At 64.5% G+C, this 15,585-nt stretch carries 16 protein-coding genes; 1 reads left to right on the top strand and 15 read right to left on the bottom strand.

Features of this window, described 5'->3' with window-relative positions; translation table 11 throughout:
* Positions 1-3: 3 nt before the first annotated feature.
* The 8 genes from atzF to NKI72_RS21180 are packed head-to-tail and all read right to left on the bottom strand — an operon-like array spanning position 4 to position 8,276.
* A complete protein-coding gene (atzF, locus tag NKI72_RS21145) occupies positions 4-1,812 on the bottom strand; it encodes an allophanate hydrolase (protein ID WP_352850772.1) in 1,809 nt (602 codons plus the stop codon).
* Complete coding sequence (locus NKI72_RS21150) at positions 1,809-2,159, bottom strand: cupin domain-containing protein (protein WP_352850774.1); 351 nt, start codon at positions 2,157-2,159, stop codon at positions 1,809-1,811. Before NKI72_RS21150 ends, atzF begins: the two co-directional genes overlap by 4 nt.
* A complete protein-coding gene (locus NKI72_RS21155) occupies positions 2,152-2,820 on the bottom strand; it encodes a cysteine hydrolase family protein (protein ID WP_352850776.1) in 669 nt (222 codons plus the stop codon). Before NKI72_RS21155 ends, NKI72_RS21150 begins: the two co-directional genes overlap by 8 nt.
* On the bottom strand, positions 2,820-4,304 hold the full coding sequence (locus NKI72_RS21160) for an ABC transporter ATP-binding protein (RefSeq protein ID WP_502908981.1): 1,485 nt from the start codon (positions 4,302-4,304) through the stop codon (positions 2,820-2,822). Before NKI72_RS21160 ends, NKI72_RS21155 begins: the two co-directional genes overlap by 1 nt.
* A 58-nt stretch (positions 4,305-4,362) precedes the next feature.
* The gene (gene biuH / locus NKI72_RS21165; protein ID WP_352850781.1) at positions 4,363-5,064 is read right to left on the bottom strand and encodes a biuret amidohydrolase; all 702 of its coding nucleotides are present in this window, start codon (positions 5,062-5,064) and stop codon (positions 4,363-4,365) included.
* 14 nt (positions 5,065-5,078) lie between these two features.
* A complete protein-coding gene (locus NKI72_RS21170) occupies positions 5,079-6,005 on the bottom strand; it encodes an ABC transporter permease (protein WP_352501329.1) in 927 nt (308 codons plus the stop codon).
* Positions 6,005-7,129 (bottom strand): ABC transporter permease, encoded by a 1,125-nt coding sequence (locus NKI72_RS21175; RefSeq protein WP_352501330.1) that lies wholly within the window; start codon positions 7,127-7,129, stop codon positions 6,005-6,007. The genes NKI72_RS21170 and NKI72_RS21175 overlap by 1 nt, the downstream gene beginning before the upstream one ends.
* A gap of 19 nt (positions 7,130-7,148) precedes the next feature.
* Positions 7,149-8,276: a BMP family ABC transporter substrate-binding protein gene (locus tag NKI72_RS21180; RefSeq protein WP_352769498.1), complete on the bottom strand. Its 1,128-nt coding sequence runs from the start codon at positions 8,274-8,276 to the stop codon at positions 7,149-7,151.
* A 322-nt stretch (positions 8,277-8,598) separates the two neighbouring features.
* Between NKI72_RS21180 and NKI72_RS21185 the strand changes: the two genes are divergently transcribed.
* Positions 8,599-9,258, top strand: coding sequence for a GntR family transcriptional regulator (locus NKI72_RS21185; protein ID WP_023677208.1), 660 nt, complete (start codon positions 8,599-8,601; stop codon positions 9,256-9,258).
* 3 nt (positions 9,259-9,261) lie between these two features.
* Here the strand turns inward: NKI72_RS21185 and doeB are convergent, their stop codons facing one another.
* Genes doeB through ehuC form a run of 7 tightly spaced genes read right to left on the bottom strand, consistent with a single transcriptional unit; the run spans position 9,262 to position 15,583 of the window.
* On the bottom strand, positions 9,262-10,263 hold the full coding sequence (doeB, locus tag NKI72_RS21190; RefSeq protein WP_352850783.1) for a N(2)-acetyl-L-2,4-diaminobutanoate deacetylase DoeB: 1,002 nt from the start codon (positions 10,261-10,263) through the stop codon (positions 9,262-9,264).
* A 5-nt stretch (positions 10,264-10,268) separates the two neighbouring features.
* On the bottom strand, positions 10,269-11,447 hold the full coding sequence (doeA, locus tag NKI72_RS21195) for an ectoine hydrolase DoeA (RefSeq protein WP_352850785.1): 1,179 nt from the start codon (positions 11,445-11,447) through the stop codon (positions 10,269-10,271).
* A gap of 38 nt (positions 11,448-11,485) precedes the next feature.
* Entirely contained in the window at positions 11,486-12,478 is a 993-nt protein-coding gene (locus tag NKI72_RS21200) for a cyclodeaminase (RefSeq protein ID WP_352850787.1), read from the bottom strand.
* Positions 12,475-13,467 (bottom strand): hydroxyectoine utilization dehydratase EutB, encoded by a 993-nt coding sequence (eutB, locus tag NKI72_RS21205; RefSeq protein ID WP_352850789.1) that lies wholly within the window; start codon positions 13,465-13,467, stop codon positions 12,475-12,477. Before eutB ends, NKI72_RS21200 begins: the two co-directional genes overlap by 4 nt.
* Before the next feature lie 10 nt (positions 13,468-13,477).
* A complete protein-coding gene (gene eutA / locus NKI72_RS21210; protein ID WP_352850791.1) occupies positions 13,478-14,251 on the bottom strand; it encodes an ectoine utilization protein EutA in 774 nt (257 codons plus the stop codon).
* Positions 14,248-14,907: an ectoine/hydroxyectoine ABC transporter permease subunit EhuD gene (gene ehuD, locus NKI72_RS21215; protein ID WP_352850793.1), complete on the bottom strand. Its 660-nt coding sequence runs from the start codon at positions 14,905-14,907 to the stop codon at positions 14,248-14,250. The genes eutA and ehuD overlap by 4 nt, the downstream gene beginning before the upstream one ends.
* Before the next feature lie 16 nt (positions 14,908-14,923).
* Positions 14,924-15,583 carry an ectoine/hydroxyectoine ABC transporter permease subunit EhuC gene (ehuC, locus tag NKI72_RS21220; RefSeq protein ID WP_352473226.1) on the bottom strand — a complete coding sequence of 220 codons (660 nt, stop codon included), beginning with the start codon at positions 15,581-15,583 and terminating at the stop codon, positions 14,924-14,926.
* Positions 15,584-15,585: the final 2 nt, after the last annotated feature.

The following is a 15,585-nucleotide window of genomic DNA, read 5'->3' on the forward strand; positions in this document are numbered from 1 at the left end:
GCGTCAGCTTCGCTGCAGCTGACCCGCCATGAAATTGCGCCAGCCGCCGAAATGCGAAATCTCCTTTGCATCGGTGAGACCGGCACTTTCGACGAGGAAGCCTTTCGGCGAAGTTCCGTCATCAAGCAGAAGCGTGCCGATGCCTAGCGGCGGCGGGATCGCGGCAACAAAACGGCCGAAGGCTTGCGGCGAGAGCCGCCAGACTTCGACCTCGATCGCTGTTCCCTTGCCGTTGCAGATCCGTTCGAGCCCCGGTCGCGGCACCGACTGGCCGGCGAGCGCGTAAAGCCGGTAGAGCGGCGCCGTTCTTGCAGCCCGGGCGAACATTGCGCCGAGCTGCTGCAGCTGGCCGTTCAGCGCCATCCCCGACAGATGCGCGCCGACCACGGCCAGCTCGATCGTGCCTTCATCCACGCCCGCCAGAACATCGCCGCGCTGCGGCTGCGGCCAACCGATAGCACCAAGCGCAAGGCCGCTTGCCGCATGGACATCGCGCGCAAGCGACGCAGTCAGGTGGTCCTTGCCCGCCGCGGCAAGCAAGGTGACGCTCATCGGCAGACCGTCGCTACGGGTTCCGCTCGGCACGGCAATGCCGCACATGTCGAGCAGATTGACGAAGTTGGTGTAGGTGCCGAGCCGGCTGTTGGTGGCGATCGGATCGGCCAGCACCGCTTCGACTGTGTAGTGCGTCGGCGCGGTCGGCACGCAGAAAACGTCGACCGAGGCGATGACCGGCGCAAGCTTGGCCTTATAGCCTTGCAGGGCATAGAGCCCGTTGAAAGCGTCCGCAGCGGAAAGTTTTCGCGCACCGCCGATGATCTGCCGCGTCACCGGATGCATGGCGGCCTCGTTGGCATCCATGAAGTCCCTGATCGCGGCGTAACGCTCGGCCACCCAGGCGCCTTCGTAGAGCAGAGTGGCGGTGGCGTAGAAATCACCGAACGGGATTTCGACCAGCCGGCAGCCCAGCGTCTCCAGCGAGGCAAGGGCGGCCTCGAAGCCCGCCTGCATCGCCTGGTCGCCGAAGAAGGTCCAGTCGGCCCTGGCCGGCACGCCAACCGTCAGCACCGGCGGGCGCGCGGCAAGAGCCTGAATGCAGAGGTCACGCGAATAGGGATCGGCGTCGTCCTTTGCCGCCGCCGCCTCGAACACGTGATAGGCGTCATCGACGGTGAGCGCGAAGACCGAGACGCAGTCGAGCGTCCGGCAGGCCGGCACGACGCCGGCGGCTGATAGCGCGCCGACGCTCGGCTTCAGCCCGACGATGTTGTTGAGGCCGGCGGGTATGCGCCCCGAACCGGCGGTATCGGTGCCGAGCGCGAAGGAGACGATGCCGCGCGCCGTCGCCACGGCCGAGCCGCACGAGGAACCGCCCGGCACCAGTTTCGGGTCGATCGCATTCCTCGGGATTGGATAGGGCGTGCGAACGCCGACCAGGCCGGTGGCGAACTGGTCGAGATTGGTCTTGCCGACAACCAGCGCGCCGGCGGCCTTGAGCCGCGCGACGACGGTGGCGTCTTTCGCCGGCAAGTAGGCATATTCCGCACAACCCGCCGTGGTCGGCATGCCGGCAACATCGATGTTGTCCTTGACCGCGAACGGCACGCCCCACAGCGGCTTTGCCGCGGGATCGAACGGGCCGAGCTTTTCCGCCTCGGCAAGCAACTCCGCCCTGCTCGCCAGATGGATGAAGATGCCGGGGTCATCGGCCGCCGCGAGCCGCGCATGGACCACATCGATCACCTCGCCAATGCCGACGCCGGCCTGATAGGCAACGTGCAGGCTCGCTATGTCGAAGCGGATGTCGCTCATTTGGCCTCGCCCAGAATGACTACCGGCAGGTTCCACTGGATGAACACGACGCAGCCATCCTTGGTCCACACCGAATGCTCGGTTCCGACCGGGTTCAGGATCACGCTGCCCGCGGCATGATCGCCGTTCTCGTCGCTCTGCGTGCCTTCCAGCACAATGATCGTCTCCAGCCCGGCATGGCGATGACGCGGCACGCTGGCGCCAGCCCGGTAGTTCAGGATGGCGACCGACGGTTCCATCGGCCCACCCTTGAGCAGCCAATGCACTGTGATGCCTTCGCGAAAATGCTCGAATGGCAGATCACGCCAGCCCCCTTGGATGAGAGCCGCGTATGCGACGTTAGGCATTGGAAAGTCCCTCGAGCACCTGGTCCGTCGTTGCCGTCCAGCCGACGATGGCGCCCTGCGCCCTGATCATGGCAAGGGCTGCCGCCTTGAACTCCGGAAAATAGCTCTCAGTGGCATCCTCCGCCAGAAGGCATTCATAGCCGCGGTCGTTGGCCTCGCGCATCGTCGTCTGCACACAGACCTCCGTCGTCACCCCGGCAAAGACTAGCTGCTGTGCGCCGAGCCGCTTGAGGTCGTCGCCGAAGCTGGTGGCATAGAACGCGCCCTTGCCGGGTTTTTCGATGACGATCTCGCCAGGCAGTGGGGCAAGTTCATGGAGGATCGCCGTTCCCGGCTCCCCGACGATCAGCACACGACCCATTGGCCCGACATCGCCGATCCTGATCGACGGATTGCCGCGATTGCGCTTGGCCGGCGGCAGATCCGAAAGGTCTGCCTTGTGGCACTCCATCGTGTGGATCACCGGCAGGCCAGCGGCGCGAAACCCCGCGATCAGCCTCTTCACCGTCGGCACGATCGCCGTGACCCGGCTGACGTCATTGCCGAGGCTGGCGCCGAAGCCGCCGGGTTCGGCAAAGTCGCGCTGCATGTCGATGACGACCAGCGCCATCGCCTCAGGCTTGAACACAAACGGAAACGGCAGCGCCTCGATCTCCGCCATCAGTGATGTCCCGCCATGTGCTCGCCGATCGTCTGCACGCTCGCCTGCGCGATCGGCGTTTCATAGACCAGCGCGCCATCCGACATGACGAAGATGCGGTCCGAGAGCTCGAGCAGCTCATCAAGGTCCTCCGACATCAAAAGCACGGCGGCACCGGCGTTGCGCGCCTTCATGATGCGGGCGCGGATTTCGGCGACGGCAGAGAAGTCGAGGCCGAAGCAGGGATTGGACACGATGAGCAAATCGACCTCGCCGGTCAGCTCGCGCGCCAGCACGGCGCGCTGCACATTGCCGCCTGACAGCGACGAAATCGGCGAAGCGAGCGAGGCCGTCTTGACCTTGAACTGTTCGACCAGGCGGGCCGCGTAGTCCCTGATCGCACTCATCCTGATCCAGTTGACCGGCTTGCCGGCCTCGTTGAGGTCGAAGGTCCGGAAGGCCATGTTTTCCGCCACCGTCATCTTCGGTGCGCAGGCATTGCGCAACGGCTCCTCCGGAATGAAGCGGACATTGAGCGTGCGCGCCTCGCTGCGGCTGGCGCCGTAGGGCGAGCCTTTCACCAGAACGTCGCCGCCATTGCGCGCCCGCTGTCCGGCAAGGACTTCGAGAAATTCCTTCTGGCCGTTGCCGGAGATGCCGGCAATGCCGACGATCTCACCCGAGTTCACATCGAGTTCGCCGATGTCGATGGTTTTCAAACCGGTCCGGTCGGGCGCCTTCAGCGACTTTACCGTCAGCACCTGTCTGGCGCCGGCCGGCACCGGGGCGCGGCTGTCGAGTGCGGCGATCGGTTGGTCGCCGATCATCATCGCCGCCATCTGCTTGTGGGAAAGTTCGGAGACCTTTCCGGTTCCGGTCAGCCTGCCCTTGCGCAGTACGGTGATATCGTCGGCAAAGGCCGTCACCTCGTGGAATTTATGCGAGATCATCAGCACGGTGAGGTCGCCGGTCCTGGTCATGTCGCGCACCAGGCCAAGCACTTCCTGTGCCTCGCCGGGAGTGAGCACAGAGGTCGGCTCATCGAGCACCAGGAAACTGCGGCCGAGATAGAGCTGCTTGATGATTTCGAGCTTCTGCTTCTCGCCGGCCGCAAGTTCCGCCACCTTGACGTCGAGCGGCAGCTTGAACGGCATACGCTGCATGAATTGCGCAAGTGCGGCGCGCTCCTTGCGCCAGTCGATGACGACGGGCACCTTTTCGCGCGAAATGACCAGGTTTTCCGCACCGGTCAGCGACGGGACCAGGGTAAAGTGCTGGTAGACCATGCCGAGCCCCAATGCCGAGGCATCCTTCGGACTGGCGATCGCGACCTCGCGGCCATCGACCAGCATGTCGCCGGCGGTCGGATGGTAAAAACCCATCATGCATTTGACCAGCGTCGATTTGCCGGCGCCGTTTTCGCCGAGCAGCGCGTGGAACGATCCCGCCGGCACCTTGATCGAGACATCGTCCAGCGCGGTGAAAGCGCCGAAGCGCATGGTCATGCCGATGGTCTCGACGCCGACGGCCTTCTTCCCAGTGCTCCCGCTCAAGATCGCCTCCTCACGGCAGTTGCGCGATGAAGGATGCCGAATTCGACACCGCGCCGAACACCCCGCCCTGCATCTTGATCATCTTGATCGCGGCGAGATGATTGCCGTAGTCGGTTGCCCCGCAGCAATCCTCCAGCATCACGCATTCGAAGCCGCGATCGTTTGCCTCGCGCATCGTCGTGTGGACGCAGACATCGGTGGTGATGCCGGTCAGCACGATGTTGTCGATGCCGCGCTGGCGCAGGATCAGCTCCAGGTCGGTGGCGCAGAACGAGCCCTTGCCCGGCTTGTCGATGATCGGTTCGCCCGCCGCCGGATAGAGGTCGGGGATGATGTCCCAGCCGGGTTCGCCGCGCACCAGGATGCGCCCGCAAGGCCCGGGGTCGCCGATGCCGGCATTGATGCGGCGCGAACGCCAGCGCTTGTTGGCCGGCAGGTCGGCGAGATCGGGCCGGTGGCCCTCGCGCGTGTGGATGATGGTGTAGCCCTTGGCCCGCATGGCTGCGAGCACCGACTTGATCGGCTCGATCGGCGCCCGCACCAGCGAAAGATCGTAGCCCATATGATCGACATAGCCGCCCGGCCCGCAGAAATCGGTCTGCATGTCGATGATGATCAGTGCCGTATTGTCCGGCCGCAGCTCGCCATTATAAGGCCATGGATAAGGGTCGGCATCGATATAGCGCTGGGTGATCTCGGCTCTGGCGTTCATCGGAAAAACTCCAGTCATTTGGTGATCGACAATTCGCCCGGCGCGCCGGCAAGCGAGCGGCTCGGCGACGAGGTGGCAATCATGATGATGAGCGTGAGGATGTAAGGCGCGGCGTAGAAGAGGTAGTAGCCCTGCGTGACCCCGACCGATTGCAACGCCGGGCCCAGCGCGCCCGCACCGCCGAACAACAGTGCCGCGGCAAAGCAGCCGAGCGGATTCCAGCGGGCGAAGATGACCAGCGCCACCGCCATCAGGCCCTGCCCCGACGAGATGCGTTCGGTCCAGCTGCCGGGATAATAGAGCGACAGATAGGCGCCGCCGATGCCAGCAAGCGCACCGCCGACACCTGTCGCAAGCAGGCGCACGGTGTTGGGATTGAGGCCCATGGCGCGCGCCGCATCGGAGCTGTCGCCGACGACGCGCACGATCAGGCCGGCGCGCGTATTGCGGAACGCCCACCATAGGAACACGGCAAGTGCGGCACCAATCAGGAACAGGATGTTGACGTTGAGCGCCGCCTGCACCTGCGGGATATCCGACCAGCCACCGAAGGCGATGGCCGGCAGGTCTGGTGCCGAGGGCTGGATGAACGGCTTGCCGAAGAAGAAGGCGAGGCCGGAGCCGAACAGCATCAGCGCGATGCCGATGGCGATGTCGTTCACCCCGCGGAATTTGCAGATCCAGCCGTGGAACAGGCCGAAGCAAAGACCGGCACCGGCGGCAGCCAGCACGCCGAGCCATGGCGAGCCGGTCATCACCGCGACGGCGTAGGCAGTCATCGCACCGAAGACCAGCGTGCCTTCGAGGCCAAGATTGATGCGGCCGGAGCGTTCGGTGATGGCTTCGCCGAGCGAGACGAAGATGAAGGGCGTCGAAACGCGGATGGCGCCGCCGAGAATGGCGAGCGGCACGCCCCACAGGCCGATCTCGGTCGCGTCCATCAGGAGCCTCTCTTCCACAGATCGGGATTGAAGACCTTGAAGCGGCCGTAAAAGGTTTCGCTGAACAGGATGACGACGAAGAGCATGCCTTGCAGCACCAGCACGGTGGCGTCGGGCAGGTCCATGCGGCGCTGGATCAGCCCGCCGGAAGCGCCGATACCGCCGAGCAGGAAAGCGACCGGGATGATGGCGAGCGGATTGTGGCGAGCGAGGAAGGCGACGAGGATGCCGGTATAGCCATAGCCGGCGGCGAGCGAGGCGTTGGCGCTGCCTTGCACGGCGCCGACCTCCAGCATGCCGGCCAGCCCGGCGAAGCCGCCGGCCAGCCCGGTGAAGCCGACGATCAGCGGCCCGACGGCAAGCCCTTGCACCTGAGCTGCCCTGACATTGCCGCCGGCAATGCGGGCGGCAAACCCCCAGCGCGTCTTTTCGATCAACAGCCACGACAGGAGGCAGGCGAGAATGCCGACGACCAGGCCCCAGTGCACGTCCATGCCTGGAATGTTGCCGATGCGGTAGGCATCCGCCAGCGGCTCGGTCGAGGGTTTGTTGAGCGAAGCCGGATCGCGCAGAGGCCCTTCGACCAGATGGTTCATCAGCGCGATGGCGATATAGGCCATCAGCAGACTGGAGATGGTTTCGTTGACGGCGCGGTAGTGGCGGAGTGCGCCGACGGCACCGATCCAGATGCCGCCGGCGACCGCGCCCGCCACGCCCATCAGCAGGATGACCAGAAAAGCCGGCGCGCCATTCGCCGCGACGCCGATGGCGGCGGCGGCAACGCCGCCCAGCACGATCGCGCCTTCGCCGCCGATGACGACGAGGCCGAGCCGGGCCGGCAGCGCCACGCAGAGCGCTGCCAGTAAAAGCGGTGCTGCCCGCGACAGCGAGTTCTGGATCGAGAACCACGAGCCGAAGCCGCCGCGCCACATCGTCTCGTAGAGTTGCACCGGCGAATTGCCGACCAGCGCGATGAACACGCTGAACAGCGCCATGCCGACGATCAGCGCCGCGAGCGGTATGACGAAGGCTTCCGCCCGCCGCGCCGCCCATTCGAGCGCCGCCGGATAATTCCTGGCGCCAACCAGCGCCGGTGCGCCCGCAGTGCTGACCGTGTCTGCCATGGCCCGTCTCCGATCCGGTTCAGGCGGTCGAGCCGACGACGCCCTCGACCAGGTAGTCCATGCTTTCGAGTTCGAGCGCGGTCTCGGCGAAGGCCTGGCCTTCGGTCGCGACGACGACGCCCTTGTTGCTCTTCAGCGGACCCTTGATGACGGAAAAGCCGCCTTTCATCATTTCGGCCAGCGTGCCGTCGAACTGCTTGCGGGCGGCCTCGCCGACAGCGGGGCCGAGCGGGCTCATCTTGACGAAGCCGTCGGCCAGGCCGCCGCGCGTGAAATTGGGCAGCGGCGTGCCGGCCACCAGATCGTCGACGAACGTCTTGTAGACCTTGGCCCAGTTCCATTCCGCGCCGGTCAGGTATTTTTCCGGCGCCAGCGGGCTCTGGTTGGCATGATAGCCGCAGACGAAGGCGCCACGCCCGGCCGCCGTCTCGACCACCACCTTGGGGCTGTCGACATGGCAGGTGATGACGTCGGCACCCTGGTCGACCAGCGCATTGGTGGCCTCGGCCTCCTTGACCGCCAGCGACCACTCGCCGGTGAAGATCACCTGGCAGGTGATGGTCGGATCGACCGAGCGCGCGCCGAGCAGGAAGGAATTGATGTTGAGCAACACCTGCGGGATCGGCTTTGCCGCGACGAAGCCGAGCTTCTTGGTCTTGCTGGTGTGACCGGCGACGACGCCGTTCAGATACTGGCCCATGCCGATATAGCCGAAATAGGAACCGGCATTCATCGGATGCTTGTCCTTGTTCCACATGCCACCGCAATGGCGGAACTGCACGTCGGGGAATTTCGCGCACATGGCGAGCATGTGCGGATCGAAATAGCCGAACGAGGTCGGGAAGATCAGCGACGCACCGTCGAGATTGATCATCGATTCCATCGTCTTCTGCACGTCGACCGTCTCCGGCACGTTCTCCTCCTCGACGACGGAAATTCCTTCGATCCCCTTCAGCGTGGCGGCGCCTTCGGCATGCGCCTGGTTGTAGCCGTAATCGTCCTTTGGCCCGACATAGATGAAGCCGACGGTGGCCGTCGCGGCGAAGGCCCTGCTGATCGGAAACGATGCGGACGCAAGGCCGAGCGCCGCTCCGGCGGCGGAGGTCTTGAGCAGGTCGCGGCGGCTAAGCATGAATCTCTCGGACATTGAATGCTCCCTCTGTGGGGCCTTTGGGGCCGGTTAACACCTCAATGAAAAAAGTGTATGCAATCAGCATGCCAGTTTCAGAAATGAGATTTATTCTGCAATATCAATGAGTGTGCCGATGTGGGCTGCACAAAGCCGGAGCAATTGCATACACTTTTTGCCTCCAAAATCGCCAATTTGACATGAAGGCTAAAACATAGGCATACAGAGATGCAGAGGAATCGAAGCCGGTGAGTGGCTTACGGCTCTAGCGAAAAGACTGGACGGAGGAGACGTGTCGGGAAAGCGCAATTTGATCAGGTCGGGCACGACCGTCGATCAGATGGTGAGGGCGATCAGCGACCGGATCGTCACCGGTTTCCTGCGCCCGGGCGAAAAGCTCGACGAGGCCTCGCTAGCCGCCCGCTTCGACGTCTCACGCACGCCGATCAGGGAAGCGCTCAGCCGGCTCAGCGCCATGGGGCTGGTCGAAAGGCGGCCGAACCGCGGCGCCACCGTCGCCGTGGTGACGCAGGAGCACCTCGCCTCGATGTTCGAAAGCATGGCCGAGCTTGAAGCGATCTGCGCGCGGTTCTCGGCCGAGCGCATGACCGCTGGCGAGCGCCGCACGCTGGAGGCCGAGCACCAGGCCTCGGCGCGCTTCGTGCAGCTCGGTGCCGAAGAAGAGTATGAGCTTTTCAACACCGAATTCCACACCCGGCTCTATCGCGGCGCCCACAGCAAGCACATTTATGAACTGACCGTCATGACCCGCGGCCGCCTGGCGCCGTTCCGGCGCGCGCAATTCATGCTGCCCGGGCGGCTGGCCCAGTCCTGGCAAGAACATGACGCCATCGTCACCGCAATCATGCGCGGCGACAGTGCGGCGGCCGGAACAGCCGCCAAGGATCATGTCTCGATCGTCAGCGAGGCGAGCGCCGTCTTTGCGATCGGCGATCGCCCCAAAGGCAGGACCGAGCCGTTCCCGACATCGGCTTCCTAACCGTCAATCGACCAGCACGGCGACCACGGCAGCGCAGTCGCCGGCCTTGACCAGCCCCGGAAAATGCCGCGCCGCCAACAGACCGGACATTTTGGCCCGGATCTCCTGCGGAGCGCCGCCGGTGCGGCCTATGGAATGGATACGTGCCAGCACCTGGTTCTCTGCCACCGGCTCGCCGAGATCGATCATGGTTTCGATCATCCCGTCGTCCTCGGCGAACGAGAAGCAATCGCCGGACGGCATGTCGAGCCAGCGGGTTGGCTGCATCTCGACCGCGCCGGCGACGATGCCGGCATGGCGCAGCACATTGAGCACGCCGCGACGTGCGATCCGCACCGTTTCCGCGCGCGAAGTCCCGCCGCCGCCAAGCTCTGTGGTGATGAACAGCTTGCCCATCTCTTCGGCGGCAGTGTCGAACATGCCGACCGCGTCGATCTCCAGCATTTTCATCGACCATGGTGCGGAGAAGGCTTCAACCGCAGCGAAACCCTTCGCTTCCAGCACCTTGTCGGGCCGGATGTGGGCGGCGCAGAACGGCACGAAGTCGAGCGTCTTGCCGCCGGAGTGGAAGTCGAGCGCGATGTCTGTACGGGGCAGAAGCTCGCGCTGGAAATAATCAGCGATCTTCTCGGTCACCGTGCCGTCGGGCCGGCCGGGAAAGCTGCGGTTTAGATTGCCCTTGTCGATCGGCGAGGTGCGTGTGCCGGCGCGGAACGCCGGATAGTTCATCGCCGGCACGATGATGATCGTGCCGCTGACTTGCTTCGGGTCGAGCGTACGGGCGAGATCGAAGAGCGCCAGCGGCCCCTCGTACTCGTCGCCATGATTGCCGCCGGTGAGCAATGCGCTCGGCCCCTTGCCGTTGCGGATGACGCAGATCGGGATCATCACCGATCCCCAGGCGGAATCGTCGCGGCTGTAAGGCAGGCGCAGGAAACCGTGCTGCACGCCGTCGCGCTCGAAATCGACGGTCGGCGTGATCGGTGACGGGCGAAGGCTGGACATCGGGCTCAATTCTTCACCACCAGTTTGCGCGGCACATTCGCCAGGCACTCGACGCCCGTCTCGGTGATCAGGATGGATTCGGTGATTTCCAGCCCCATCGTCTCAAGCCACAAGCCGGTCATGAAATGGAAGGTCATACCGGGCTTCAACTCGGTGCGGTCGCCTGGACGCAGGCTCATCGTGCGCTCGCCCCAGTCAGGCGGATAGGAAAGCCCGATCGGGTACCCGGTGCGGTTGTCCTTGACGATGCCGTACCGCTTCAGCACCGCGAAGAAGGCGTTGGCGATGTCCTCGCATGTGTTGCCGGGCTTGGCGGCGGCAAGTCCCGCCTCCATGCCTTCCAGCGTCGCCTTTTCGGCATCGAGGAATTCCTGCGTGGGTTTACCAAGGAACACGGTCCGCGACAGCGGGCAGTGATAGCGGTTGTAGCAGCCGGCGATCTCGAAGAAGGTGCCCTCGCCCGATTTCATCGGCCGGTCGTCCCAGGTCAGATGCGGCGCCGATGCGTCGGCGCCCGACGGCAGCAGCGGCACGATCGCCGGATAGTCGCCGCCGACGCCGTCAACGCCGCGCGTGCCGGCATCGTAGATCTCGGCGACCAGGTCGCATTTGCGCATGCCGACCTCGATCTTGTCGACGATGCGCTGGTGCATCGCTTCCACGATGCGGGCGGCCTTGCGCATGTAGTCGATTTCGGTCGGGCTCTTCACCGCGCGCTGCCAGTTGACCAGTGCCGTGGCGTCGACGAAGCGGGCATTGGGTAAGTGCTTCTGCAGCGCTGCGAAGGCAGCGGCCGAGAACCAGTAATTGTCCATCTCGACACCGATGCTGAGCTTGCCCCAGCCGCGATCGGAGAGCACGCTGGACAGAAAATCCATCGGATGGCGCTCGGTCGACTGCACATAGTGGTCGGCATAGCCGATGATGTTGTCGTGCGCGAGATAGGCGGTGCGCTTGGCGCCGTTGGCGTCCTGGCCGCGCCCGTACCACACCGGCTCGCCCGACGGCGGCACGATGACAGCTTGATGCACATAGAACGACCAGCCGTCATAGCCGGTCAGCCAGGCCATGTTGGACGGGTCGCTGACGATCAATAGATCGACGCCCTTGACCTGCATGGCCTTCCGCGTCTTGGCGAGGCGCTCCGCATATTCGCCGCGCGAGAATTTCAAATTAGGCTGCATTGTTCTTGGTCCTCGTTTGTTGGGCCTTGCGGCCAGCATCAGCTTTCGAAAATCGTACCGGTCTTGGCCGCACGCGCCCGGTCGCGGGCGAGCGTGGCGATCGCCGTATCCTGCACGCCGGTGCCGGTCAGGTCGGCAATGGTGATGTCGCTGTCCGAGCGCCGGCCATGCCTTTCGCCGGCGATGATGTGGCCAAGCTCGGTGATTTCGGCATCGGACGCCATCACGCCCGCCGCGATAGCATGGTGCAGTTCGCCCAGCCGGCGTGTCTGTTTGGCGCTATCGGCGACGTAGAGATCGGCCATGCGCAGGATCGCCGGCGCGATCTCGTTTTTGTGCTCGGCATCCGAGCCCATGGCAGTGATATGCTGGCCGGCGGAGACGAAGCCGGCCTTGATCAGCGGCTCGGTCGACGGCGTCGTGGTGACGATGATGTCGGCATCGGCCGCAGCCTTTGCCGCGTCGGGCTCGGCGTGAACGGCGATGCCCAGTCTTTCGGACAATGCGTCGGCCGCGGCCTCGGCCTTGGCGGCATCCCTTGCCCAGATGCGAGCCTCGGTGATCGGCCGCACCAGCATCAGCGCCTCGAGCTGCAGTCCGGCCTGAACACCGGCGCCGAAGATCGCGGCAACGGAGGAACCCGCCCGCGACAGATGTTTGGCGGCGACCGCACCGGCGGCGGCCGTGCGGATGTCGGTGAGATAGCCATTGTCGAGCAGCAGCGCCTCGACCAATCCGGTTTTCGCCGACAGCAGCACCATCATGCCGTTGACGCTGGGCAGGCCGAGCTTGGGATTATCGAAAAAGCCGGGGCTGATCTTGATCGCAAAACCGTCGATACCCGGTACATAGGCGGTCTTGACGTCGACCTCGCCGCGATGCTCTGGAATGTCCAGCCGCAGGATCGGCGGCATCGCCACCGGCAAGGTGGCGAGCGCCCGGAACGCGTTCTCGACGCAGGCGATGGCATCGAGATCGAGCTTCACGATCTTGCGCAATTCAGCTTCGGTGAGGATCGTCATACGGCTCATGCTGCGCTCTCCGCAATTGCTTCGCCGCAGATGATCTTGCGGTGCAGTGTCATATCGATGTTGCGGCCGGACAGCACGAGCACCGTCGGGCCGCTCGCCCTGATCTTGCCGGCAAGCACGGCTGCGATGCCGACCGCGCCGGCGCCTTCGACGATCTCGCGCTCCTGCTCATAGGCATGCCGGATGCCGGCGGCGATCTCGTCCTCGCTGAGCAGGATCACATCGTCGAGCAGGTCGCGGCACATGGAAAAGGTCAGCCGGTTGTCGAGGCCTATGCCGCCGCCGAGGGAATCGGCCAGCGTCGGCAGTTCCTCGACCAAAACCGGATGTCCGGCGTCGAGGCTCGCCTTCATCGCCGCACCGCGCGCCATTGAAACGCCCATCACCTTCGTCGCCGGGCTGACGCCCTTCACGGCAGCAGCGACGCCAGCCGCCAGCCCACCGCCGGAAAGCGGCACCAGCACCAAGGCGGCGTCCGGAACCTGTTCGATGATCTCCAGCCCGAGCGTGCCTTGCCCGGCGACAATGGCGGGATGGTCGAAAGGCGGCAGCATGATCAGCCCCTCTTCCGCGACCAGCCGTTCGACCTCCCGCTGCGCATCGTCCTGGCTGTTGCCGACGATCCGGATCTCGGCGCCGAGCCGGCGGATCTCGTCGAGCTTGTTCTGCGGCACCAGCCGCGACATGCAGATCGTCGCGTGGATGCCTTGCGATTGAGCAGCATAGGCAAGTGCCCGGCCGTGGTTGCCGGTCGAGGCAGCGACGACGCCGCGCGCCTTCTCCTCTGCTGTCAGCGAAGCGATAGCGTTCGAGGCACCACGCAGCTTGAAGGCGCCGGTGGTCTGCCGGTGTTCGAGCTTGAGATAAACAGGAGCGTCCAAGTGCTGGGAAAGACTCCGGGAAGGAACGGTCGGCGTACGCTCGACCTTGCCTGCGATGCGCTCGCGCGCGGCGTGGATTTCGGACAGGCTTATCCTGGACGTGGTCATGGCTCTGCAATCAGTTCAGCGGCAGCGTCATCAGACGGCCGAATTCAGGGCGCGGCTCGTCGTCGTCGCAAAGCCGCAGGCAATTCCAGGCCGTCGCCTGGTTGCTGGTGACGACAGGACGGCCGATGGCTTCTTCCATACCGACAACTGCCGCCGCGGACCGCAGTGCCGTGCAGGAGACAAACAGCGCGTCCGAGTGTTCGGCCGTCGCCTCGCGAGCCAGATCGACCAAGGATTTCGGCGCAATCCGCGCCATCTCGCGATCATCCTCGAAGCCGAGGCAAGTGAAGCTGGCGATTTCGAAACCATGCTCGGTGAAATAGGCCGCCATCGGCCGGCTGGTCTCGACCGTATAGGGAGTGAGGATGCTGATCGTCCTGGCGCCCAGCGCCTTCAGGCCGCGCACGCCGGCCATCGGCGGCGTAACCACCGGCGCGCCGGGTTTGGCGGCCTGCACCGCGGCCTCGATCTCGGCATCGCCGATCACGACGGAGGCCGAGGTGCAGGAATAGCAGATCGCGTCGAGCGGCTCGTCGGGAAGGATCAGGGCCGCGGCCGCCGTCAGTGACGGCTGCATCTTGCGCAAATTGTCCGGCGTCGTCGGGTTGGCGTAGGGAATGCGCGCGACATAGACCCCGATGCGGTCGCTTGCCACCATGCGGTGAAAATCCGGTTCGCTCGTGTGGTCGGTGGCAAGGATGATCAGGCCGACCCGCTTTTCCAGCGGACGCGCGTCGAGCGGCGGCCGGGCCGAATGCAGGCGGATTTCGGGTGCAGCAATCATCGTTCGATCCGCCCATAACGGTGTTCCAGCCAGCGCAGCAGCACCACCGAGAACAGGCTGATGGCGAGGAAGAAGGCGCCGACCAAGGTGATCGGTTCGATATACCGGTAATAGGTATTGGCGACGCTCTTGGCCTGGTTCATCAGTTCGAGCACGGTGATCGCCGACAGCAGCGGCGTCTCTTTGAACATGGCGATGAAATAATTGGCAAGCGCCGGGATCATCGGCGGAATTGCCTGCGGAATGATGATGTGCGTCCAGGTCTGGGTGGCGTTTAGATTGCAGGCCTTGGCCGCTTCCCACTGGCCGCGCGGAACATTATCGATGCCGGCGCGGTAGACCTCGGCCGTGTAAGTGCCGTAATGCAGCCCGAGACCGATGACGCCCGCGATCAGCGGCGGCAACAGGACGCCGAAATCCGGCAGCACGTAGAAGATGAAATAGAGCTGCACCAACAGCGGTGTGCCACGGATGAACTCGGCAAGGAAACCGACGGTGCGCGACAGAGCCCTGTTCGGCGACCGGCGCGCCAACGCGATGCCCAGCCCGACGATCGCCGCCAGTACCGAGCCGAGCAGCGTCGCCAGGATGGTGATCTTCACCCCCTCGATCAGCGTCGGCAGGATCTGCCGGACAAAATCCCAATCCCATTCCATTATCAGGCCCGATCCATCATACGCGCACCCCGTCGAGGCCACGAGCCATGCGGCGTTCCAGCGACCGCACGCCCCAGGAGATTAGCAGCGCCAGGACGAAATAGATGACGAGGATGGTGCTGAACGGCACCAGAGTATTGCCGGTCTGCGAGCGCACCACCTGCGCCTGGAAGGTCAGGTCGGCGAGCGAGATCAGCGAAACGACGGCGGTGGCCTTGAGCAATTCAATGGCGTTGTTGCCGAAGGTCGGCAGCATCACCAGAAGCGCCTGCGGCAGGATGATATGGCGCATGGCTTGCCAGCGGCCGAGATTGAGGGCGGTACAGGCCTCATATTGTTCGCGGCCGATAGACTTGATGGCGCCACGCACCACTTCCGCCGCATAGGCGCCGACATTGAGGCCCAGCGCCAGCACCCCGGCCTGCAGCGGCGTCAGCGAAATGCCGGCAATGGGCAGCACGAAATAGGCCCAGAACAGCTGCACAAAAATCGAGGTGCCGCGGAAGAACTCGATATAGGCGGTGGCCAGCGCCCGCAGCACGAAAAACCGCGACAGCCGCCCCAGCCCGGCGAGAAAAGCCATGATCAAGGCCAGCACCGACCCCATCAGCGTCAGCTCGATGGTGACAAGCGCTCCTTGCAATATCAGGCCGAAATAGCCGGACCATTGGGTCATTA

It is taken from the genome of Mesorhizobium sp. M0437, from assembly GCF_040321335.1.
In the GTDB taxonomy this organism is placed as follows: domain Bacteria; phylum Pseudomonadota; class Alphaproteobacteria; order Rhizobiales; family Rhizobiaceae; genus Mesorhizobium.